The sequence below is a fragment of the Streptomyces sp. NPDC002619 genome (genome assembly GCF_042889305.1).
In the GTDB taxonomy this organism is placed as follows: Bacteria; Actinomycetota; Actinomycetes; order Streptomycetales; family Streptomycetaceae; genus Streptomyces.
In genome coordinates, this window is the sequence record NZ_JBIAQV010000011.1 from 1 (window position 1) to 22,773 (window position 22,773).

Here is a 22,773-nt window from a genome sequence, read left to right on the forward strand (position 1 = left end):
GAACCGCGTCATCACCGACCTCGGCGTCCTCGACATCACCGACCACGGACTGCACCTCGTCGAATGCGCACCCGGCGTGAGCACCACGGAGATCACCGCGAAGACGGCCGCGAAGATCCATGTGAAGGTCACGCCGTGAAGACCGTGTACATCGTCGATGCCGTCCGCACCCCGGTCGGCCGCTACAACGGCGGCCTGGCAGCCGTACGGCAGGCCTCGCCCTCCTCCTCGAACGCCAGGAGACCCTCATGACTCTCACCCAGCAGGACATCGACCAGGAGATCGCGGCCGAGCACGCCGGCTATGAGAAGCGGGTCGCCGACGGGGCGCCCGCGGAGCACCATCCGCGCCGCGGCTACGCGCCGTACCGCTCCTCCGTGCTCCGGCACCCGAAGCGGCCGCCGGTCACCATCGACGTGACCAAGGACCCGGAGCTGGTGGAGCTGCACTCCCCCGCCTTCGGAGAGCGGGACGTCACCGAGATCGACAACGACCTCACCCGGCAGCACACGGGGGAGCCGATCGGTGAGCGCATCACCGTGTCAGGGCGGCTCCTCGACCGCGCCGGACGGCCGGTCCGCGGTCAGCTGATCGAGATCTGGCAGGCCAACTCGGCCGGCCGGTACGCCCACCAGCGCGAACAGCACGACGCGCCGCTCGACCCGAACTTCACGGGGGTCGGGCGCACGCTCACCGACGACTACGGCTTCTACCGTTTCACCACGATCCAGCCGGGGCCGTACCCATGGCGCAACCACCTCAACGCCTGGCGCCCGGCGCACATCCACTTCTCCTTCTTCGGTACGGCGTTCACCCAGCGGCTGGTGACGCAGATGTACTTCCCGAACGACCCGCTGTTCCCGTACGACCCGATCCTGCAGTCCGTGACGGACGACGCGGCGCGGCAGCGGCTGGTGGCGACGTACGACCACAGTCTGTCGGTGCCGGAGTTCTCGCTCGGCTACCACTGGGACGTCGTGCTGGACGGACCGCACGCCACCTGGCTCGAAGAAGGGCGCTGACCTGCCATGACGAAGATCGACACGAGCAGGCCCGAGAACGTGCTGCCCACCCCCTCGCACACGGTCGGCCCCTTCTACGGGTACGCGCTGCCCTTCCCCGGCGGCGGTGACATCGCGCCGGTCGGGCATCCGGACACGATCACCGTGCGCGGGTATGTGTACGACGGCGAGGGCAAGCCCCTGCCGGACGCCTTCGTGGAGGTGTGGGGACCGGACCCGGACGGCAATGTGCCGCGGGTCGACGGGTCGATGCGGCGCGACCCGGCCACCGGCGGCCATCTCGGCCGCAACGGCGTGGAGTTCACCGGCTGGGGCCGCGTGCAGACGGATGCCGACGGGCACTGGTACGCGCGCACGTTGCGGCCCGGCGCGCTCGGGCGAAGCGCCCCGTACCTCAGCGTGTGCGTGTTCGCGCGGGGACTGCTCATGCATCTGTTCACCCGGGTCTATCTGCCGGGCGACGACGCCGCCCTCGCCGCCGATCCGCTGCTGACGCGGATCGACGCGGAGCGGCGCGGCACGCTGATCGCCGGCGACGAGGGCCGGGGGACGTACCGTTTCGACATCCGCCTTCAGGGCGAGGGCGAGACGGTCTTCCTGGAGTTTCAGTGACGAACGCCGACGACGGTTCCGACATCGGTCTGCTCGCACCCGGGTGGGCCGGTTCCCCGGCGGCGTCCGCGACGAGCGATGCCGCGTATCTGCGCGCGCTGCTCGACGCGGAGGCCGCGCTCACCCGAGCGCAGGCCGCGCTGGGACTGGCCCCGGCGGAGGCAGCGGCGGCGGTGGACGAGGCGGCCGACCCGGGCGTTTTCGGCCTCCGCTCCCTCGCGACACGCGCCCGCGCGGGCGGGAACCCGGTCATTCCCCTGGTCGCCGAGCTGACGACGGCGGTGGGCGAGGAGTACGGCCCGTACGTCCACCGGGGCGCGACCAGCCAGGACATCATGGACACGGCGACGATGCTGGTCGCCGCACGCACCCTGGACCTCGTGCTTGCCGATCTCGCCCGCACCCAGCGGGCGTTGGCCCGACTGGCGGCGGACCACCGGGACACGGCGATGCCGGGGCGGACGCTCACCCAGCACGCCGTACCGACGACGTTCGGGCTGAAGGCGGCCGGGTGGCGGTCGCTGGTGCTCGACGCACGGGACCGCGTATCGGCCGTCCGGAACGGGCTTCCGGTCCAACTCGGGGGTTCGGCCGGGACGTTGGCGGCGTTCTCCGCGTACGGCGCCGAGGACGCGACCGCGCTCCCGGCCGCGTACGCGCGTGAACTCGACCTCCGGGCACCGCTGTTGCCCTGGCACACCCTACGCACGCCCATCACGGACCTCGCCGGGTGTCTCGCCTTCGCGGCAGGGTCGCTGGGCAAGGTCGCGGTGGACGTCCTCACCCTCTCCCGCACCGAGATCGCCGAGGTGAGCGAGGGCAGTGACGGGGGGTCGTCGGCCATGCCGCACAAGGCGAATCCCGTACGGTCCACGCTCATCGCGGCCGCCGCACGGCAGGCTCCGCAGCTCGCCGCCACGCTGTACGGGTCACTCGTGGCCGAGGACGAGCGCCCGGCCGGGGCCTGGCACGCCGAGTGGGAGCCGCTGCGCGACCTGCTGCGACTGGTGGGCGGCGCGGCGCGGGACGCCGTGGAGCTGACCGAGGGACTGCGGGTGCATCCGGAGGCCATGCGCCAACACCTGGACCTCACCCACGGGTTGATCGTCTCGGAGCGACTGTCCGCCGAGCTGGCACCGGTCCTCGGCCGGGCTCGCGCGAAGGAACTGCTCACCGCGATCGCCCGCCGGACCCACACCGAGGACCGTACCCTGACCGAACTCCTTGCCGAAGAGCCAGAGTTGAAGGACGTCGACCTCGACGAGCTCACCGACCCCGCCCGTTACACCGGCTCCGCCGGATCCCTCACCGATCGTGCTCTGGAGCGACACTGATCATGAAACTCCTCAACCACCGTGCCGAGGGCCCCGCTTCCGCTCCCGCGCTGCTGCTCGGGCCCTCGCTCGGCACGTCGTACGCCCTCTGGGACGCGGTCGCGCCCGAGTTGTCCACCGCCCACCGGGTGGTCCGCTGGGATCTTCCGGGACACGGCGGTTCGGCGGCGGATCTGATCGGGGCGGGGGCGACCGTCGGCGATCTGGCGGACCTGGTGCTGGCGCTCGCCGACTCCCTCGGCATCGAGCGGTTCGCGTACGCGGGTGTGTCGCTGGGCGGCGCGGTGGGGCTGCACCTCGCCGTGCACCACCCGGAGCGGCTGGAGTCCCTGGCTGTCCTGTGCTCCTCCGCCCACTTCAACGGGGAGAAACCGTGGCGCGAGCGGGCCGAGAGGGTCCGCCGGGAAGGCCTGGAGTGGCTGGTGGAGAGCGCCGACGCGCGCTGGTTCACCCCCGGCTTCACGGTGCCCCGGCTGGTCCAGGACCAACGGGAGGCCGACCCGGAGGCGTACGCCGCCTGCTGCGACGCACTGGCCGCGTTCGACCTGCGCGACCGGCTGGCCGGAATCACCGTACCGACACTGCTCGTCGCGGGCCGGCAGGATCCCGCGACGCCGCCCGCGCATCTGCGGGAGATCGCGGACGCGGTGCCGCACGCCGCGCTCGTCGAGATCCCCGGCGCCTCGCACCTGGCGCCCGCGCAGTGTCCGGAGGCCGTACTGACCGCGCTGCGCACGCAGCTCGACGGGGGCGCCAAGCGGGGCATGGTGGTACGCCGGGAGGTGCTCGGCGACGCCCATGTGGACCGGGCGCAGGCCCGGCAGACCCCCTTCACCGCCCGTTTCCAGGACTTCATCTCCCGCTACGCGTGGGGCGAGATCTGGACCGACCCGACGCTCACGCGCCGCGAGCGCAGCATGATCACGTTGACCGCACTGGTCGCGCACGGCCACCACGAGGAGCTGGCGTTGCATGTGCGGGCGGCGCGGCGCAACGGGCTCACGCCGGAGGAGATCGGCGCGGTGCTGCTGCAGACGGCCGTGTACTGCGGGGTCCCGGCGGCCAACTCGGCGTTCGCCACGGCCCAGCGGGTCCTCGCCGAGGAGGACGCCGCCGGAGAGTGATCCTGCCGGTCGTAGCTTCAGCGGCACCAGGCTGCCGGCGCCGGGTCGTGCCTAGGCTGGGGGCATGTCCACTGTTCTGATCACGGGCGCCACCTCCGGACTCGGCCGGTACGTCGCCTTCGAGCTGGTCCGCTCCGGTCATGTCGTCCTCGCACACGGCCGTGACCCGGTGCGGACCGAGCGGCTCGTCGACGAGCTGCGCACCGAGGGCGAGGCGGAGGGGTTCGTCGCCGACCTGGCCTCGCTCGCTCAGGTGCGGGAGCTGGGCGCCCGGGTCGCCGAGGCGCGTCCCGAGCTCGATGTGCTGATCAACAACGCGGGTGTGGGCGGCGGTTCGCCGGGCTCGGGCCGCGAGCTGAGCGCGGACGGGCACGAGCTGCGGCTCGCGGTGAACTACCTGGCGCCGGTCGCGCTGACCGGGGCCCTGCTGCCAGTGCTGCGCGGCAACGCACCGGCCCGGATCGTCAACGTGGGCTCGGCCGGACAGGAGCCGCTCGACTTCGCCGACCCCGAGCTGACCGGGGGCTACAGCGGTGTGTCGGCGTACTGCCGCAGCAAGTTCGCGCTGGCCGCGCACACGTTCTCGCTGGCCGAGGAGCTGACGGGCAGCGGTGTGGCGGTCAATGTGCTGCACCCGGCGACCTACATGGACACGGCGATGGTCCGCGACAGCGGGATCAGCCCGTGGAACTCGGTCGCCGACGGCGCGCCGGGCGTCCTGATGCTGGCCACGCGCGAGTCGGGCACGGGCGGCTACTTCGACGGCACCCGCCCGGCCCGCGCGCACGAGGCGACGTACGACCCAGAGGTGCGCAAGCGGCTGACGGCGGTGACCGAGCAGCTGCTGAACATGTGAGGCCGACCGGTCGTAGCCGTCGGTCCGGTCGGTTCGGTTCCGGTCAGTCCACCCCGCGCCAGGTGTCCAGTGCTTCCCTGGCCCTGGCCACCAGGCCGTCGGCGCCGCAGGAACTGGCCAGCGCCATGCCCCGGTTGAGTTCGGCGATGGAGCGGGACGCAATGCCGTACTCGACGCGGGCCGCCGCGTGTTCGTACTGGCAGGGCGAGGCCTCCAGATGGGCCACGGCCTGGGCGGCGAGGCGCACCGCGCGCTGACCGGTCTCCAGGGCGGCCGCGCAGCGCAGGGCCTCGCCGATGGCGGTGTCCGTGCCGAACCGCTCGGTCTGGCGGCGCGCGTCGCCGGCGAGCTGGGCGGCCCGGGACGGGTCCGTCGCGGCGAGGGCGAGGGCCAGGTCGACGGCCCAGGGCGCGAGCATCGGGTTGTGGCCGCCGCGGGCGACCGCCGTCTTCTCGGCGGCCTCGAGTTCGTTCACGCCCTCCTCGGTACGGCCGACGGCGAGCAGAAGCCGGCCGCGCACCGAGCGGGTGTCGGGCAGCACGATCGTCGACGGGTAGGGCGGGTGGAAGCCGTACTGCTCGGCGACGGACCAGGCCTCGTCGACATGGCCGCGGGCGAGCAGTGTGTCGACGAGTCCGCAGGTCGCCGACCAGTACAGGGGCAGTCCGCGGCCGACCCGCTCGGCCAGTCGCAGCGACTCGCGCAGGACGGTCTCGGCGTCCCTGAGGCGGCCCTGCCTACGGTAGGCGAGGCCGAGGTAGGCGTTGGCCAGGGCGAGGTGCCCGCCGCTCCAGCCCGCGCGGGTGTAGACGCGCAGGGCTTCGGAGAAGAGGCTCTCGGCGCGGTCGAGGCGGTCGGTGTAGGCGTACGAGCTGCCCAGCATCATCAGCAGTTCCAGGCCCCACTCGGTGTCGGTCCAGCTGAGCCCGGGCGCGAGACGGCCGTTGACGAGGGCGCGGTCGCACAGTTCGACGACCTCCTCGGCGCTCTCGCCGTGGGCCATGGCCTCGAAGCCGCGCAGGATGAGCAGGGCACGCTCGGAGTTGTCGCGGCCGGTACAGGTCGCGGCGAGGTCGGCGAGACGTTCGGAGCGGCCCGGGGTGAGGCTCTCGCCGCGGATGCCCTCCCACATGTAGTGCACGGCCTGCAACCGCATCCGGGCGGGGCCGGGTTCGCGCCGGGCCGCCTCCGCCTCGACGGTGCGGACGGCCTCCTCGAGCTGGTCGTTGTGGATCAGGGCCTGGGAGAGGCGGAAGACCGCGTCGACGCGCTGGTCCCCGGTGAGGCCCGGCATGCCGAGCGCGCTCTGCAGATGGTCGATGGTGACGGCGGGCGCGGTCAGCAGGGTGGCGCAGCCGAGTTCGTAGAGCACGCGCGCGTGGACGTCGGGAAGGGGCGGCTCCAGCAGGGCTCGCTCCAGACAGCGGCGGGCCGCGTCGGGCGCGCCGACGGCCAGATGTTCCCGGGCGGCCTCGCGCAGCTGCTCGACGAGTTCCTCGTCGTCGTCCGGGTGGACCTGCAGGAGGTGCCGGGAGGCCGCGGCGGCACCGCGCCCGAACTCGGTGACGACCTGGGCCGCGATGCCGTGCATGGCGGTGCAGAGGGCTTCAGGGATGGAGTTGTAGACGGCGGAGGCGATGAGCGGGTGGACGAACTCCAGGTCGCCGTCCCCGGAACGGACGGAGGGGTCCGGTTCGGTCAGGATGCGGGCGGTGCACAGCAGTTCGGCGCAGCGCTGCGCGTCCTCGACGCTCATGGTCGCGAGCTGGGCGACCAGGTCCACCGTGATACCGCTGCCGAGGATGGCGGCGGCCCAGGCGAACCGGGTGGCGTCGATGCCGAGGCTCTCCAGGCGGGCGACGAGTCCGCCGCCGCGGGCGGAGCGGTTGAGGCGGCGCAGTTCGCCGGCGTGGGCCTCGACCGGGTCGAGCTCGCTGTCCTGCACCTTGGCGAGAAGTTCGACGGTCTCGTACGGGTTGCCGCCGGTGACGGCCCAGACCTCGCGGCAGAACGGGGCGTCGGCATGCCGGCCGAGCGTGGCGCGGGTGAGGCCGACGGTGGCGTCCGGGGTGAGCGCGCTCAGGTTGTTGACGGGGCAGCCCGCGGCGGCAGCCACCGCGTCGAGGTGACGGGCGCTCGCGCCGCTCACTTCTCCGGGCCGGCGCGCGACCACGACGAGGACGGACAGGTCGTCGAGGCGTTCGGTGAAGGCGGCGAGCCAGCGCAGGGTCTCCTGGTCGGCCCAGTGCGCGTCGTCGATCAGCAGCACGAGCGGCCACTCACGCTTGGCGAGGCGGCGTACGGCGGCGACGAGGCCGTCGCACACACCCTGCGGGTCGGCCTGCCGGTCGCCGGGGTCCGCTATGCCGAGCGCGGGGCCCGCGATGTCGTACCAGTCGCCGAGGTATTCGCGGGCCTCTTCGGGCATCAGGGACACCAGCGCGGGCTGCAGCAACTGCCGTACCACATTGAACGGTACGGACCTCAGGGTCTCGCCGCCTCGGGTGGACCACACCGTGCAACCGCGCCGTTCGGCGATACGACGGGTCTCGGCCAGGAGGGCGGTCTTGCCCAGTCCCGCCTCGGCCCGGAACACCAGGACGTTCCCGGAGGACGAGCGATCCGCGCACAGGAGGTCGAGTGTCTCCGTGACGGCGGCGATCTCGGCGTCGCGCTCCCACAGGGAAGTCGAAGCGGCCGCACGGGGCCGTACCTCCGTCATCCCGTTACCTCCCCAAGTCGCCCGAACGACGTACAGACCTCCGAGCGTAACCGTCCCGGCGGTCAAGTGGTGGCGGGACATGACAGCTCTTGCCTTGACGGGTGAACCGGGGTACAGGCGGGCGACGCGAACCGGCCACTACCAGCCACGGTGCAACGAACGGATCGTCAATAACCTTGAAAATCAAGCCGACTTTTTACGGTGGCGGGTCGAGAACGCGCCAACTGACGGCACGGATGCAACGGTGGAGGGGAGGACTGCGGGACGGGTTGGGGGCTGTCGCGATCCGCGCCGCGGGCGCCGGTACCGGCGGCGCTTTCGTGATGCCGCCGGCGGTCCGCCGGTGGTTGCGTGAGTTCTGCGGTACAGGGTTTTCCGGGGGCCTCTCATCCCGCTTTCACCGAGGTCTCTTACGGTGGGGGCATGACGCAGGTGACTCCTCCCGGGTGGTACCCCGACCCCGGGCAGACGAATGACGGTCCGCCCACCGAACGCTGGTGGGACGGCAAGGCATGGACGGAACAGACCCGCCCCGCCGGGTCGGCCGCCGTATGGGGTCCGCCGGCGCAGTCACAGCCCGACGCCGGGCCGTACCCGGCGTATCCCGGGTACCCGGCCTACCCCCCGCAGCCGCCGGCCGGTGCCCGGCGCGGTCTGCGGACCGGGATAGCCGTCGCGGTGGCGGCCGCGGTACTGGTGAGCATCGGAGTCGGTGTGTACGCCCTCTCCAACAGCGGTTCCGGCGACGACCGGGCCGGTTCACAGCAGGGGCCGGGCGGCGGAAGCGGGCCGGAGGGGCAGAACGGCGGTCCGTTCGGCGGGTCCGGGGGCTCCGACGGCGGCTCCGGTGGCTCCGACGGTCAGTCGCCCGCGCCCGGGCAGTCCGAGGCGCCGAAGGTCGAGGGTGGCGGCAGCGTGCCGGACCCGGTCAACGCGATCAGCCTGCCGGTGCCGGAGAGCTGGACCGGGCAGCAGCTGAGCGTGGGGGCGCAGGTGACGTCCGACCACTCCTACAAGTGCCCGGGCGACACCTCCAAGAGCTGCACCACGGGCGGCGCCTACTCGGCGCCCGCACTGGTGCTCGGCACCAAGGGCAGCACGGCCGAGGAGGTCGCCAAGGCGGACATCGCGGCCAACGCCAAAGAGTCGTACGGCGGCAAGAGCTACGGCAGTATCACCTCGCACGAGGTGCTGGCCTCCAAGGCCGTGACGGTGGCCGGGCAGAAGGGCTATCTGGTCCGCTGGAAGGCCGTCACCAGCAAGGGCGCCGACGGCTATGTCGAGTCGCTCGCCTTCCCCTCCCCCGCGAACCCCCGGCAGCTGGTCGTGGTCCGCTTCGGTGTCGACGTCGGCCAGCAAGCTTCGGTCATCGACGAGATCACCAAGGGCATCAAGGTGTCCTCCGGCGGGGGCAACGGGCAGAACGTCTGACGCCGTACCGCTCACGGCACAAAGGTCGGCCGGGCGGGGCGCCCCTCCGCTCAAAGGGAGCCCCACCCGGCCGGGTGGTGCGCCGCCCCCGTCCCCACGGTGCGGCGCCGGCAGGTCACCGTCCAGTCATCCCGTGGACGGCGGCCTGGGTCTCAGGTGAGGCCTAGTGCGGGCAGCACGGCGGCCTCCACGAAACAGACGAGATAGTCGGGGTCGGCGTACTCCCCGTCCACGATGGGCCGGGCGCGCACGATGCCGAAGATCTGCGCCGGGATGTACTCAAGGGCCGGATGGTCGGCAGCTACTTCACCGCGCTCCACTCCGCGCCTCAGGATCGACCGCAGCGCGTCGATCTCCGGCTCGACCAGGGCCTCGCGCAGCGCCCGCGCCAGGGCCTCGTCCTGGGTGACGGCATGGCCCAGCGCCTGCAGCAGGTTGGTGTCCTTCAGCGACCAGCGGCCCACCGCCCGCGCGGCCTCGCGCAGATCACCGGCGAGTGATCCGGTGTCGATGCCGGTGAGCCGCGACCGGCTCCGGGAGCGCAGGGCGGCCACGACGAACTGGGGCTTCGTCTTCCACTGCCGGTAGAGCGTGGACTTGCTGCAGCGCGTGCTGGCGGCGATGCCCTCCATGGTGACCGCTGCGTACCCGCATTCACGGATCTGTTCGAGCGCGGCGTCGAAGAACTCCTGCTCACGCTCGGGTGTGAGCTTGGAGCGGCGCGAGGCGGCGACCGACTTCGGTCCGTCCGCGGCCTGCGACGTCATCTGCTCTTCTCCTCACTCGTGGGCGGCCCGCTCGGGGTGCGCCCGAGGGCGGGTCGGAAACCAGCTTCCAGTGTGGCGTACGTCAATCGATACGCCAGTGTACCGGTACTCAAGCGTATCGGTACACTGACGTATCGGTACGGTGATGTATCGGTACGTCGCTGTATCGGTACAGAGACGTGTCGATGAGTTCGGGCCATGGTCCGGGTCTCAGAACGCACCACCACACGACGCACCAGCACACGCACCACCGTCAGCGAAGGGGCCGGGGGATGAACGCCCGAACCGAGCCTGCAGAAGCGGAGCCTGGCTCTATAGCCAGGCCCCCGCTCGTCCGAGAGTTCCTGCTCGTCGCGGGACTCTTCCTCGTCTACAAGCTCGGTCGGCAACTGGCCACGGGCCACACCGGCGAGGCCTTCCACAACGCCCACCGCGTGTGGGACCTGGAACGGGCCGTGCACCTTCCGGACGAGGTCTCCGTGCAGTCCGCGCTGCTGCACGGCAACGCCGCCGTCCAGCTGGCCAACACCTACTACGCGACCGTCCATTTCCCGGCCACCCTGGCCTTCCTGCTCTGGCTGTACCTGCGGCGGCCCGCGCACTACGTCTGGGCTCGCCGGGTCCTCGCCGCGGTCACCGCGACCGCCCTGATCCTGCCCTTCACGTTCCCGCTCGCCCCGCCGCGCATGCTGGCCGCGACCGGCCTGGTGGACACCGCCCGGCTGTACGGACCCTCGGTGTACGGCCCGCCGACCTCCGACCATCTCTCCAACCAGTACGCGGCGATGCCCTCGCTGCACTTCGGCTGGGCCCTGATGGTGGCGATCGGCCTGATCGTGGCGACCCGGTCACGGTGGCGCTGGCTGTGGCTGCTGCACCCGCTGGTCACACTGCTGGTGATCGTCGGCACCGCGAACCACTACTGGCTCGACGCGCTCGCCGCCACGGTCCTGCTCGGCATCGCCCTCGCCGTGATCCACCCGCCGCACCGTACGGCGAGCACGGCCGGGCGCGGCGCGCGCAGGCTCGTACCGAAGGAGCGGGTCCTGGTCGGAGCGGGCCGATGAGCGCCACCCTGGTCGCCGTCGCCCTGTCCCTGGTCTCGGCCGTCGCCTACGCGGCCGCGGCCGTGGCCCAGGAGCGGCTCGCCGCCCGCGACGTGGGCGCGGGCCTGCTGCGGCTGCTCGGCACCGGCGCGTGGTGGACGTCGGTCGCGCTGAACGCGGGCGCCGCGCTGCTGCACGTCGTGGCCCTGAAGTACGGTCCGCTGACCGTCGTCCAGCCGCTGGGCGCGCTCACCCTGGTCGCGGCGGTGCCGATGGGGGCGCGGATGGCCGGGCGGCGCGTCAGCCCGGTCGAGTGGCGGGGCACCGCCCTGACGCTGCTCGGCCTTGCCGCCCTGCTGGTCACCGCGTCCGGTCCGGCGCCCGACCGGGCGCTGTCCCTGGGCGAGGCACTGGCGGTCGCCGGTACGACCACTGCCCTGATCGGGCTGCTGTCCTGGCCCGGTGCGCGGCCGGGCCTCAGGCACGCGACGGCGTCCGGCTTCGCTTCGGGCGTGGCCTCGGCGCTGACCCAGACGGTGACGGTGGCGGCGACGGACCGCTCCGGTCCGGCGCTGAGTCTGGAGGTGGTCGTGGTCGCCGTACTGGTCGCCGCGTTCGCCACCGGCGGGCTGCTCCTGTCGCAGACGGCCTATCGCGGCGGCCTCGGCGGCCCGCTCGCGGTCGTGACACTGACGAACCCGGTCGCGGCCGCGGTGATCGGCCTCACGCTGCTCGGGCAGGGCCTTCAGGGGGGCGTGGCCGGCGTGCTGCTCGCACTCGCCGGGGCCGCGGTGGCGTCCTGGGGCGTGGTGCTGCTGACCCGGGTGGCGCCGCCCGCCCCGGAGCCCGACGCCGAGCACCCCGTGGCCGCGGTGCTCGCCCTGCAGGCCAGGACCGTGTCACCGGAATCCGTGGTGATGCCCCGGCAGCCGGATCCCGGGCGCCTCACGCCCCTGTAGCCCTGTACGCGCACACACGAAGGCGGCGGCCGACGCGTGCGGAACTTCGCACGCACCGGCCGCCGTTGCCCTGTGCCGTGTCGGCGCCGGGTCAGCCCAGGCCCCGGGAGTCCTGCTTGAGCGCGGTGTCGACGGTGAGGGCCGTCGCCACGACGAGGCTCAGCAGCGGCTCGGGGAGCTGGAAATGGATCTGCAGGACGTAGTTGTCCGCGGTCGTGAACAGCGTCTTGGCGAGGCCTTCCCAGGTCTTGGTGATCCGGGCGACCTCGTTGTCCGCGTGGTCGACGATCGCGAAGTTCCACGCCCGCCAGTTCTCCGCCTTGATCGCGCCGACCTGCTGGCCGTTCGCGTTCATCGCGAAGTTGATCTTTCCGATCATGTTCTGCTGGACGATCTCGCCCACCGGCGAACCGTCCGGACGGGTCACGATCACCCGCGACTTGAGGAACTTCGCGGGCCGGGTCAGCACCAACTGGGGCTGGCCGTAGGCGTCCCGGATCTCGAGCCTGTGCGTCATGAACTGGTCGAGGCTGGAAACGAAGCGCAGGACCTTCTTGAACGCGCTCTGCCCGACCTCGACGACCGAGCCGATCTCCCGGCCGCCCTGGTCCATGACCTTGTACTCGTTGGTCACCTCGATCAGCTTGGCCTTCTGGTTCACCACCAGGACCGGTTCGGTGAACAGCGTGCCGCCGCCGGCGCCGCCCGCGGTGACGCCGGCCTGCTGCTGCACCTGGCGCTGCACCCGCGGGTCGGCACCGGCCTGCTGCGGGACGGCCGCCTGCGGCTGAGCCGTCTGATGGGCAACCTGCTGGGCGGGGTTCGTGTGGTTGGTCCACTGCACGCCGTCCCAGTAACGGAGCGTCTGGGGTGCCCCGTGCGGATCCGGGTACCAGCCTGCAGGAGTGTTCGAATGTGTGGTCATCGGGGCACACTACCCTGCTGTGGCCGGTGCCTGACCAGCCCGTACGAGGCGCTGTTCATCGACCCGTCACTCCGTGGTGATCGCCGGGTCACTGACCCCGGGACGGCCGTTCTCGACATGTCCCGCGAACCGGCGCACGAACGCCGGGTCCGACTCGGACGTGACGGTCAGGTCGTACCAGCGCCCGCTCTCCGCGAGGTCCACGGTCTGCCGGACCGTCGCCCCGGCCCGCACCGTGACCGTGCGGGGCCGGCCGCCGTAGCCGTTGGCCAGCTTCAGCCTGACCGTGTCCGCGCCCTTGTTGGTGAAGGTGAGCTCGACGTCGTCGCCGGTGTGCCGGGCGGTGACCTCGGGTCCGGCGGCCTTGCCCGGGCCCTTGAAGACGCGCAGGAAGCCGTTGGGGCCGTGCACGGTGAGGTCGTACGAGCCGTTCGAGTACGCCGAGTTCCAGGTGTCGGAGACGGACTTGCCGGCCTCGGTGGTGTAGCTCCAGGGGCCGTCGGTGCGGTTGCCGGACGTGACGAGGAAGGCGGCACCCGCGTGCGCGCCGGAGGCGAAGGTGAGCGTGAACTTGCCGGCCGCGGTGTCGGCCGAACCGTTCACGGCCGGCGCGTACTTGAGCGGGCGGGTGGGCTTGTGGCCGCGCTCCTGCCGGGGCAGAACCGGTTTGGCGGGCGGGGCCGGCACATAGTCGGGGTGGCGGTCGTTGTCCTGCGGCTGGTAGCCGGCGGTGTCCGGCAGCGCGGCCGGCTTGGTGTCCTTGCGGGAGAAGTCGAACGCGGCGGTCAGGTCGCCGCAGACCGCGCGCCGCCAGGGCGAGATGTTCGGCTCGTGCACCCCGAAGCGGCTCTCCATGAACCGGATGATGGAGGTGTGGTCGAGGGTCTCGGAGCAGACGAAGCCGCCCTTGCTCCACGGGGAGACGACGAGCATCGGCACGCGCTGGCCCAGGCCGTAGGCGCCGGCCACATGGCCGGAGTCGCCCTTGAACAGGTCCGGTCCGGCGTCGACCGTCGACTTGCCCTGCGCGGCGGAGCCGGCCGGGAACGGCGGGACGAGGTGGTCGAAGAAGCCGTCGTTCTCGTCGTAAGTGATGAACAGGGCCGTCTTCGCCCACACCTCCGGGTTGGAGGTGAGCGCGTCGAGGACCTGCGAGATGTACCAGGCGCCGTAGTTGGCGGGCCAGTTGGGGTGCTCGGTGAAGGCCTCGGGGGCGGCGATCCAGGAGATCTGCGGCAGCTTGCCGCTCTTGACGTCGGCCTTGAGCTGGTCGAAGAAGCCCTCGCCCTTGCGGGCGTCGGTGCCGGTGCGGGCCTTGTCGTACAGCGGGTCGCCGGGCTGGGCGGTGCGGTACTGGTTGAAGTAGAGGAGCGAGTTGTCGCCGTAGTTGCCGCGGTAGGCGTCGCCGATCCAGCCCCAGCCGCCGTTCGCGTCGAGGCCGTCGCCGACGTCCTGGTAGATCTTCCAGGAGACCCCGGCCTTCTCCAGGCGCTCGGGGTAAGTCGTCCAGCCGTAGCCCACCTCGTCGTTGCCGAGGACCGGGCCGCCGCCCTTGCCGTCGTTGCCGGTGTAACCCGTCCACATGTAGTAGCGGTTCGGGTCGGTCGAGCCGATGAACGAGCAGTGGTAGGCGTCGCAGACCGTGAAGGAGTCGGCGAGCGCGTAGTGGAACGGGATGTCGTCGCGGGTCAGGTACGCCATCGTCGTGGCGCCCTTGGAGGGCACCCACTTGTCGTACTTGCCGTTGTTCACGGCCGCGTGTCCGTCGTTCCAGCCGTGCGGCAGGTCCTGGATGAACGCCAGGCCCAGGTCGTCGGCCTCGGGGTGGAAGGGCAGCAGGTCCTTGGTGCCGTCCGACTGGTACCAGACCGGCTTGCCGTCCGGGCGGGACACCGGGTGCGGGTCACCGAAGCCGCGGACGCCCTTGAGTGAGCCGAAGTAGTGGTCGAAGGAGCGGTTCTCCTGCATCAGGACGACGATGTGCTCGACGTCCTCGATCGAGCCCGTGCGGTGGTTCGCGGGCAGCGCGGCGGCACGCTGGATGCTGCTGGACAACGCGGTGAACGCCGTGGTGGCGCCCGCGAGTTGGAGGAATCTGCGCCGGTTGACTTCGGGCATGGTTGAGCAACCTCTCATCCTGGCGTGCGGGATGGCCGGAACGTGGCGGAATGCGCGCGGTGCGAGTGTTCCAAGGGCAGCGAACGTCAGGGAAGGGTCGGATGGCGCCCGTGTGAAAGCCGGAGGTACGTGTGACCAAGATCCGGCCAAACCGGGGTCACGGTGGATTTCCGGCCGGAATACGGCGTTTGGCCGCCGCAAGGCGCCGTCGAAGACGCTGAACGGGGCCAGCGGCCTCACCGTTGCCCCGACACCTGGTCCTGCGCGCCAATAGCCCCTCTGGCTGGTCCGCCGCCCAGGACCCCGTTGTGTGTCACACCCGCGACTTCCACGGCTGCACCAACCCGGCCCATCTCCGACTGGGAACCGCTGCCGAAAACCGAGCCGAGTGGTCGCTCCGGCGCCTCAACCCCCAAGGCCCACTCGCCGATGTACGTGGTGCTGCCGGACATACACGCGCCATCGCACAGGCGATTCGGGCCGGGCTCCGAGCAGGTGAACCCCCCGAGCTGATCGCGGGACTCCGCCCGCAAGAGGCAACACCGAGAATCGCTCGGGATCTGTCACTGACCCGCGATCGCGACAACGAGCAGGACGACCGAGAGCAGCACCACGAGGGCGCCCCCAACAATGAACACGCGTTCAGACCCCAGGCGTTCCCGCCCGTGGACGACAACATTTCGCGGGTCGGCCGGATCGTAGGAGACAAGTACGTTGCCGCCGTCAATGAGCGGCTGTCGCCGAGTGGGGGGAACGGGACAGACCACTTCCATCACCCTGTGGTCCTCCGTCACGAACTGGAGCAGCGGGCGTGGCGGGGGCGACTCCTCAGGAGTCTCTCCCGGGCGTCGCTTGACCAGCGCCTCGACACGCACGCCCGTCCTGGTCACACGCCGTGCCTGGCGCAGCCCATACGCCCCCGCGAGGACGGCCAACATGCCGCCGAACGCGGCGATCCCCGCGAGTACGGCCACGACCCCCACGTCCACGCCACGCCCCCGTTCCGGTGTTCGTCCCCACCTCGGCCGCCGTCGCCGACACCCTCACATTGTGGTCACACCAGCCCGGCCAGATCGTGGTTGAGCTCGACGACGTTGACGCGTTCCTGACCCAGGAAGCCCAGAACACGTCCCTGGACGTGCCGGGCTACCAGAGCCTTGACCTTGGCGGGGGCGAGGTGGCGGGCCTTCGCGACACGGGCCACCTGTTCGTAGGCGTACGCCGCGGAGACCGCCGGATCGAGCCCGGAGCCGCTGGCTGTGACGGCGTCTGCGGGGACGGACGAGGGTGGGACCCCGTCGAAGGCGGCGACGGCCGCTCGGCGGTCCCTGACGGTCTTGATCAGGTCGGTGTTGTTCGGTCCCAGGTTGGAGGCGCCGGAGCTCATGGGGTCGTAGCCGCCCGCGGACGGGCGGGGCTGGAACCACTTGGGGTCGGGGCGCAGCGGCTCCTGCGCGTCATTGGGATTCTTCTTCGGCAGGGCGAAGTTCTGGCCAATGAGGCTCGAAGCCACCGGCGTGCCGTTCGTCGTCAGCAGGGAGCCGTTGGCTTGGTGGGAGAGACCGGCCTGGGCAATGCCGGTGACGACCAGCGGATAGGCGATGCCGGTGATCACGGTGAACGCCAGCAGCATCCGCAGGGCCACCAGATGCTGCAGGAGTGCAGGGGGAAGGAGGGTACGCACGGGTGGGATCGCCTTCTGTCAGCGCAGGCCGGGGATGAACTGGATGAAGAGGTCGAGCAGCTTGATGCCCAGGAAGGGCAGTACCAGGCCGCCGAGCCCGTACATCCAGATGTTGCGGCTGAGCAGTTTCGCGGCGGAGGACGGCCGGTAGCGCACGCCCCGCAGCGCGAGCGGGATCAGCGCGATGATGATCAGCGCGTTGAAGACGATCGCGGAGGCGATCGCCGAGGTCGGGCTGTGGAGGCGCATGATGTTGAGCTTGTCGAGGCCGGGGTAGACGCTCGCGAACATCGCCGGAATGATCGCGAAGTATTTCGCGACGTCGTTGGCGATGGAGAAAGTCGTCAGCGCACCGCGCGTGATCAGCAGCTGCTTGCCGATCTCCACGATCTCGATCAGCTTGGTCGGGTTGGAGTCGAGGTCGACCATATTGCCGGCCTCCTTGGCGGCCGACGTACCGGTGTTCATCGCCACGCCGACGTCCGCCTGCGCGAGCGCCGGGGCGTCGTTGGTACCGTCTCCGGTCATCGCGACCAGCTTGCCGCCCTCCTGTTCACGCCGGATCAGCGCCATCTTGTCCTCGGGGGTAGCCTCGGCGAGGAAGTCGTCCACCCCTGCCTCCTGGGCGATGGCGCGGGCGGTGAGCGGATTGTCGCCGGTGATCATGACGGTCTTGATGCCCATCCGACGCAGCTCGTCGAACCGTTCCCGCATGCCTTCCTTGACGACGTCCTTGAGGTGGATCACCCCGAGGACGCGGGCGACGGGCGTGCCGCCGTGCCGGGTCACCTCGCCGACGACCAGCGGGGTGCCTCCGCTCGCGGAGATGCCGTCGACGATGCCACCGACCTCTGCCGTGGGGTGGCCGCCATTGTCACGGACCCAGCGCATCACTGCCGTCGCCGCGCCCTTGCGCAAAGACCGGTTCTCCTGAGGATCGTTGAGGTCCACACCGCTCATCCGGCTCTGCGCGGTGAAGGGTACGAACTGTGCCTGGGCCAGCTCTCCTTCGCTGCGCCCACGCAGGGCGTACTGCTGTTTGGCGAGGACGACGATCGAGCGGCCCTCGGGCGTCTCGTCGGCGATCGACGACAGTTGGGAGGCATCCGCGAGTTCCTCGACGCCCACCCCGTCCACGGGCAGGAATTCGGCGGCCTGGCGGTTGCCGAGCGTGATGGTGCCGGTCTTGTCGAGCAGGAGGGTGTTGACGTCGCCTGCGGCCTCCACCGCACGGCCGGACATCGCCAGGACGTTGCGCTGCACGAGCCGGTCCATGCCCGCGATGCCGATCGCCGACAACAACGCGCCGATCGTCGTCGGGATCAAGGCCACGACCAGCGCGACGAGGATGACGATGGTCTGCTCGGCCCCCGCGAAGACGGCGAAGGGCTGCAGGGTCACCACCGCGATCAGGAAGATGATCGTGAGGGATGCCAGCAGGATGTTGAGTGCGATCTCGTTCGGCGTCTTCTGCCGCGCGGCGCCCTCCACAAGTGCGATCATCCGGTCGATGAAGGTCTCCCCCGGCTTCGAGGTGATCTTCACGACGATCCGGTCCGAGAGCACTTTCGTGCCGCCCGTGACGGCCGACCGGTCGCCGCCCGACTCGCGGATGACCGGCGCCGACTCGCCCGTGATAGCCGATTCGTCGACGCTCGCGATGCCCTCGACCACATCGCCGTCGCCCGGGATGATCTGCCCGGCCTCGACCACAACGTGATCGCCCAGGCGGAGGTCGACGCCCAAAACTTCCTCCTCCACGGAGTCGGTCGCGCCCTGCCGCCACCCGACGAGCCGGCGGGCCATCGCCATCGTCTTGGTGCGGCGCAGAGTCTCCGCCTGGGCCTTGCCGCGCCCCTCGGCCACGGCTTCGGCGAGATTGGCGAAGACGGACGTCAGCCAGAGCCACGCCGTGATCACCCAGGCGAAGACACTGGGCGTCCTGATGGCCGACAGTGTGGTGAGGACCGCGCCGACCTCCACCACGAACATGACGGGGTTGTGGAACATCACCCGCGGATCGAGCTTGCGCAGGGCATCGGGGAAGGACGTCAGAAGCTGCTTGGGATCGAGCAGACCGCCCGAGACCCGGAGCGGCTGGCGTCCGGCGCCGGGCGGGATGGGAGCGGCGGTCGTGGACATCAGTGCAGCCCCTCCGCAAGGGGTCCGAGCGCGAGCGCGGGGAAATACGTCAGGCCGACGACGATGAGGATCACCCCGGTCAACAGTCCGACGAACTGGGGCCGGTGCGTGGGCAGGGTGCCCGCGGTGACCGGAACGGGCTGCTGCCCGGCGAGCGAGCCGGCGAGTGCCAGGACGAACACCATCGGCAGGAACCGGCCGACGAGCATGATCACGCCGAGTACGGCGTTGTACCAGACGGTGTTCACGCTCAGCCCGGCGAACGCCGAGCCGTTGTTGTTCGCAGCAGACGCGAAGGCGTACAGGACTTCGGAGAAGCCGTGCGGCCCGGAATTGAGCATGGCCGCCCTCTCACCCGGGAACGCCATCGCCAGCCCCGCACCGACCAGCACGAGCGCGGGTGTGGTCAGGATGTAGAGCGAGGCGAACTTCATCTCCCGGCCCCGGAGCTTCTTGCCGAGGTACTCGGGCGTACGGCCGACCATCAGTCCAGCGACGAAGACCGCGACGACCGCCAGGATCAGGATCCCGTAGAGCCCGGAGCCGGTGCCGCCGGGCGCGATCTCCCCCAGCATCATGTTGAAGATCGTCATTCCGCCGCCGCCCGGCGTGTATGAGTCGTGGAAGGAGTTGACCGCTCCGCACGATGTGAGGGTGGTGGACACGGCGAACAGCGCCGAGGCCCAGATCCCGAACCGCGTCTCCTTGCCCTCCATCATTCCGCCGGCCGCGTGGCCGGCCGCGCTGCTGACGCTGTGCAGCTCGTTGGCGGTCACGATGGCGACCGACGCACCCCAGATCAACACCATCACCGCGACGATCGCGTAGCCCTGGCGCTTGTCCTCGACCATCGTCCCGAAGGTCCGCGGCAGCGAGAACGCGATAACCAGGAGCAGATAGATCTCGATCAGGTTGGTGAGGGCGTTGGGGTTCTCGAAGGGGTGCGCGGAGTTCGCGTTGTAGAAACCCCCGCCGTTGGTTCCCAGTTCCTTGATGGCCTCCTGGGAGGCGACCGGCCCGCCGGTCAGGCTCTGCTGCCCGCCCGCGATGGTGGTGATGTCGTGGATTCCGTGGAAATTCTGAACGGCACCGGCGGCCACCAGAACGATCGCGAAGACGAAGGCGAGCGGCAGCAGAACGCGAAGCACGATCCGTGTCAGGTCCACCCAGAAATTCCCGACGCGATCGGTCTTCTTCCGTGTGAAGCCGCGGACCAGTGCGGCGACGACGGCGATGCCCACGGCAGCGGAGACGAAGTTCTGCACCGCGAGGCCCGCCATCTGGACCAAATGACCCAAGGTCGACTCGCCGGAATACGCCTGCCAGTTGGTATTGGTGACGAAGGATGCAGCGGTGTTGAACGACAGGTCCGCGGGGACCGGCTTCGTCCCCAGGGACAGCAGGAGATGGTTCTGCAGGCGCAAGAACGCGTACAGGAACAGCACCGAAACCGCTGAGAAGGCCAGGACACTCCGAAGGTAGGCCGACCATCTCTGGTCCACGTCGCCGTTCACTCCCCCGGCCCGGTAAACCAGGCGTTCAGCCCGCCCATGGTGATCGGCGGTCAGGACACGGGCCATGTAGTCGCCCAGCGGGCGAAATGAGAGACCCAGCGCGACCACCAGGACGAGCACCTGAAGCCAGCCCGCGAGCGTGTCGTTCATCGAGGGCTGTCTCCTAGAACTTCTCGGGGAAGATCAGGCATACGACCAGGTAGATCACGAGGCACGCCGCAACGATCAGGCCGACGATGTTTTCCACGCTCACAGGCGTCCGACTCCCTTGGCGGCAAGGCCGATGAGGGCGAACACCACAACCGTGAGCGCGATGTACGCAATGTCCGACATACGCGAGGCACCCCGCAGAGTCATCAGGCGCGGGACCGTGCTGGCGCGCCCCGCTGGAATATGGGGTTGATATATTTCTGACGCTATATCAGTTGACTTCGGCAAAGCGCTGACGCTGTGTGGACCGATGGGGTGACGGTGGAGCCAAGGCATTCACCCGGCGCGGTCGGATGTCGCGCCACCGCCGGGCGCACAGCTCGGAAGAGTGAGCGTCACCGAGAAGACGGACCCGTCGTTGATCGTCTCCAGGGTCCCGTCCATGGCCTCGGCCACGTCACGCGAAACCCGTAGAGCCAGGCTTTCGGCCGTCCTGGTACCCCGTGCTCGGGATGGCGGCGTGCTCGATTCCGTGCACTGCTCGGGCATCCCGTCCGCTACCCGGATCGGGGTAGAGCCCACCGGCCAGGGCGACCACCACGACGACGAGCAGATAGATCACCAGGTCGCTGGAGAGACTGAGGTGGCCCCGCAGCGCGGTCAGCAGGAGCGTCAGTACGGGCAGCAGCACCACGGCGCCGGCCAACGACCCAAGCTGGAGCAGTACGACGACACCTACTTCCTTGTCCTGAGGACCGCCGTTTACCTCGAACACGACCGGCTGACCCCCACCACCGACATCGTCGGCACCGGCGAGATCATGGCCTTCGCGGGCCGCGACTTCATCGTGGTCGTCCGACACGACCCCTCCGAACCTCTCACCGGCGTACGCAGTCGTCTGGAAGCCGACCCCGAGCGCCTCGCCCACGGCCCCATCGCCGTCCTGCACGCCATCGCCGACTCCGTCGTCGACCACTACCTCGACGTCGTCACCGCCCTGGAGACCGACGCCGACGAGATCGAGAACGACGCCTTCTCCCCGGACATCACCCACGACGTCGGCCGCATCTACCAGCTCAAGCGCGAACTCGTCGAACTCCGTCGCACCGTGGCCCCGCTCGCCCAGCCCCTGCGCGACCTCGCCGAACGCCGCGTCCCCGGCGTCGACAAGGAGCTGGCCGCCTACTTCCGCGATGTCCAGGACCACCGCACCCAGGCAGCCGAACGCATCGCCGTCCTGATGGAACTCGTCGACATCGCCCTGTCCATGGCCCTCGCCCAGACCAGCATCCAGCAGAACCACGACATGCGCCGTATCAGCGCCGCCGCCGCGCTGATCGCCGTACCCGTCGCCATCGCCGGCGTCTACGGCATGAACTTCGACCACATGCCCGAACTGCGCTGGACCTTCGGCTACCCCCTCGTTCTCGGCGTCATCGCCACCGCCTGCTTCCTCCTCCACCGCAATTTCAAGCGCAACGGCTGGTTGTGACACCGCCCTCGGGGGAACCAGCAAGCCACATGGGCCGTGACCGTTTCGGCCCGGTGTTGTGAGCTGGGTGCGCGACTGCTGAACGGGCTGGGGTTCGTGGACCTGTGGATGCAGGAGCCCTACGCTGGGCGGAGCCGCCTCGGTGGACTCCCCCGTGCCACCGAGGCGGCCTTCGCGTGTCCAGGGGGGCCTTGCCGAACGCCTACCGCAGCCCTGCCTGCTGCACTCAGTCGCCGGAGAAGATCTCCCGCACCTCGCGGAGCGCGTAGTAGACGAGAACGTACCCGGCAGCCGGGTCCGCCCACCACCAGCCGAATGCGGTGTTGAGGACCAGGCCGAGCAGCACCGCGGTAGCGAGCAGACCGTCGATGCGTGTCACCCGGCCCTCGGTGGACAGGACAGGGTTGGCGAGGGCGGCTCCGGTGCGGGCCTTGCCGAACGCCAGGGCGAACATCGCGGCGGCGGTGATCGCGGTCCAGCCAATGCCCAGCGGCGAGGTGTGCGGGTGGAAGCCGGCGGCTAGGACCCAGGTGGACTGCACGACCAGATAGAGAGCCAGTGCCGCAAAGCCGATACCGATCAACCGCAGCGCACGGCGCTGTCGGGCTTCGCCGACGCCGGACAGTTCCCAGATCACGACGGTCGAGGCACCGATCTCGATCAGGGAGTCCAGACCGAACCCGGCCAGCGCGACCGAGCGGGCTGACACGGCTGCCGCCGCGAGGACCACGATGCCGATCACGTTCCAGCCGAGTGTCGTGTACTCCAGGGCGAAGCCTCGGCGCAGCAGAGCCGTGCGGGCGGTGTCGTCCAAGGGGGTCACCGCTGAAGTCTCCCAGACACGGCCAGAGGTCCGGGATCGTTCGCCGTCTGCG

19 protein-coding genes and 2 pseudogenes are annotated in these 22,773 nt (G+C 70.3%); 11 read left to right on the forward strand and 10 right to left on the reverse strand.

Features of this window, described 5'->3' with window-relative positions; all coding sequences use genetic code 11:
- The 7 genes and pseudogenes from ACFYXB_RS19240 to ACFYXB_RS19270 form a co-directional block, all read left to right on the forward strand.
- Positions 1–139: pseudogene (locus tag ACFYXB_RS19240) on the forward strand (succinyl-CoA--3-ketoacid-CoA transferase); the annotation flags it as partial.
- A pseudogene (locus ACFYXB_RS19245) lies at positions 136–210 on the forward strand (acetyl-CoA acetyltransferase); the annotation flags it as partial. The pseudogenes ACFYXB_RS19240 and ACFYXB_RS19245, both read left to right, overlap by 4 nt.
- A 38-nt stretch (positions 211–248) precedes the next feature.
- On the forward strand, positions 249–1,022 hold the full coding sequence (gene pcaH, locus ACFYXB_RS19250; RefSeq protein WP_389583698.1) for a protocatechuate 3,4-dioxygenase subunit beta: 774 nt from the start codon (positions 249–251) through the stop codon (positions 1,020–1,022).
- Positions 1,023–1,028: 6 nt separating this feature from the next.
- Positions 1,029–1,634, forward strand: coding sequence for a protocatechuate 3,4-dioxygenase subunit alpha (gene pcaG, locus ACFYXB_RS19255; RefSeq protein WP_389583700.1), 606 nt, complete (start codon positions 1,029–1,031; stop codon positions 1,632–1,634).
- Complete coding sequence (pcaB, locus tag ACFYXB_RS19260) at positions 1,631–2,968, forward strand: 3-carboxy-cis,cis-muconate cycloisomerase (protein ID WP_389583702.1); 1,338 nt, start codon at positions 1,631–1,633, stop codon at positions 2,966–2,968. The genes pcaG and pcaB overlap by 4 nt, the downstream gene beginning before the upstream one ends.
- A 2-nt stretch (positions 2,969–2,970) precedes the next feature.
- A complete protein-coding gene (gene pcaD, locus ACFYXB_RS19265) occupies positions 2,971–4,092 on the forward strand; it encodes a 3-oxoadipate enol-lactonase (protein ID WP_389583704.1) in 1,122 nt (373 codons plus the stop codon).
- 64 nt (positions 4,093–4,156) lie between these two features.
- Positions 4,157–4,948: an SDR family NAD(P)-dependent oxidoreductase gene (locus tag ACFYXB_RS19270; protein WP_389583707.1), complete on the forward strand. Its 792-nt coding sequence runs from the start codon at positions 4,157–4,159 to the stop codon at positions 4,946–4,948.
- Between the two features lie 43 nt (positions 4,949–4,991).
- Here ACFYXB_RS19270 and ACFYXB_RS19275 read toward each other — a convergent pair whose 3' ends face one another.
- Complete coding sequence (locus ACFYXB_RS19275; protein ID WP_389583710.1) at positions 4,992–7,670, reverse strand: ATP-binding protein; 2,679 nt, start codon at positions 7,668–7,670, stop codon at positions 4,992–4,994.
- A gap of 423 nt (positions 7,671–8,093) precedes the next feature.
- Here ACFYXB_RS19275 and ACFYXB_RS19280 point away from each other — a divergent pair, with 423 nt between their 5' ends.
- Positions 8,094–9,101 carry a DUF2510 domain-containing protein gene (locus ACFYXB_RS19280; protein ID WP_389583713.1) on the forward strand — a complete coding sequence of 336 codons (1,008 nt, stop codon included), beginning with the start codon at positions 8,094–8,096 and terminating at the stop codon, positions 9,099–9,101.
- 152 nt (positions 9,102–9,253) lie between these two features.
- On the opposite strand, the gene ACFYXB_RS19285 is transcribed toward ACFYXB_RS19280, so the two are convergent.
- Positions 9,254–9,868 (reverse strand): TetR/AcrR family transcriptional regulator, encoded by a 615-nt coding sequence (locus ACFYXB_RS19285; RefSeq protein WP_351346817.1) that lies wholly within the window; start codon positions 9,866–9,868, stop codon positions 9,254–9,256.
- A 272-nt stretch (positions 9,869–10,140) separates the two neighbouring features.
- On the opposite strand from ACFYXB_RS19285, the gene ACFYXB_RS19290 reads away from it, so the two are divergent.
- On the forward strand, positions 10,141–10,935 hold the full coding sequence (locus ACFYXB_RS19290) for a phosphatase PAP2 family protein (protein ID WP_389583716.1): 795 nt from the start codon (positions 10,141–10,143) through the stop codon (positions 10,933–10,935).
- Entirely contained in the window at positions 10,932–11,873 is a 942-nt protein-coding gene (locus ACFYXB_RS19295) for a hypothetical protein (RefSeq protein WP_388507151.1), read from the forward strand. Before ACFYXB_RS19290 ends, ACFYXB_RS19295 begins: the two co-directional genes overlap by 4 nt.
- Before the next feature lie 91 nt (positions 11,874–11,964).
- On the opposite strand, the gene ACFYXB_RS19300 is transcribed toward ACFYXB_RS19295, so the two are convergent.
- The 7 genes from ACFYXB_RS19300 to kdpF all read right to left on the reverse strand — a co-directional run bounded on the left by ACFYXB_RS19300 (position 11,965) and on the right by kdpF (position 20,509).
- Entirely contained in the window at positions 11,965–12,798 is an 834-nt protein-coding gene (locus ACFYXB_RS19300; protein ID WP_389583720.1) for a phospholipid scramblase-related protein, read from the reverse strand.
- Positions 12,799–12,864: 66 nt separating this feature from the next.
- Entirely contained in the window at positions 12,865–14,916 is a 2,052-nt protein-coding gene (locus tag ACFYXB_RS19305) for a phosphocholine-specific phospholipase C (RefSeq protein ID WP_389583722.1), read from the reverse strand.
- Positions 14,917–15,479: 563 nt separating this feature from the next.
- Positions 15,480–15,905: a DUF3592 domain-containing protein gene (locus ACFYXB_RS19310; protein WP_389583724.1), complete on the reverse strand. Its 426-nt coding sequence runs from the start codon at positions 15,903–15,905 to the stop codon at positions 15,480–15,482.
- A 65-nt stretch (positions 15,906–15,970) separates the two neighbouring features.
- Entirely contained in the window at positions 15,971–16,600 is a 630-nt protein-coding gene (gene kdpC / locus ACFYXB_RS19315) for a potassium-transporting ATPase subunit KdpC (RefSeq protein WP_389583726.1), read from the reverse strand.
- Positions 16,601–16,618: 18 nt separating this feature from the next.
- Positions 16,619–18,742: a potassium-transporting ATPase subunit KdpB gene (gene kdpB / locus ACFYXB_RS19320; protein ID WP_389583729.1), complete on the reverse strand. Its 2,124-nt coding sequence runs from the start codon at positions 18,740–18,742 to the stop codon at positions 16,619–16,621.
- Complete coding sequence (gene kdpA / locus ACFYXB_RS19325; RefSeq protein ID WP_389583732.1) at positions 18,742–20,406, reverse strand: potassium-transporting ATPase subunit KdpA; 1,665 nt, start codon at positions 20,404–20,406, stop codon at positions 18,742–18,744. Before kdpA ends, kdpB begins: the two co-directional genes overlap by 1 nt.
- A 13-nt stretch (positions 20,407–20,419) precedes the next feature.
- Positions 20,420–20,509, reverse strand: a complete 90-nt coding sequence (gene kdpF / locus ACFYXB_RS19330) for a K(+)-transporting ATPase subunit F (protein ID WP_351346772.1) — start codon at positions 20,507–20,509, stop codon at positions 20,420–20,422.
- A gap of 417 nt (positions 20,510–20,926) precedes the next feature.
- On the opposite strand from kdpF, the gene ACFYXB_RS19335 reads away from it, so the two are divergent.
- On the forward strand, positions 20,927–21,898 hold the full coding sequence (locus tag ACFYXB_RS19335) for a magnesium and cobalt transport protein CorA (RefSeq protein WP_389583736.1): 972 nt from the start codon (positions 20,927–20,929) through the stop codon (positions 21,896–21,898).
- Positions 21,899–22,124: 226 nt separating this feature from the next.
- Here the strand turns inward: ACFYXB_RS19335 and ACFYXB_RS19340 are convergent, their stop codons facing one another.
- Positions 22,125–22,721, reverse strand: a complete 597-nt coding sequence (locus ACFYXB_RS19340; protein ID WP_389583738.1) for a cation transporter — start codon at positions 22,719–22,721, stop codon at positions 22,125–22,127.
- Positions 22,722–22,773: the final 52 nt, after the last annotated feature.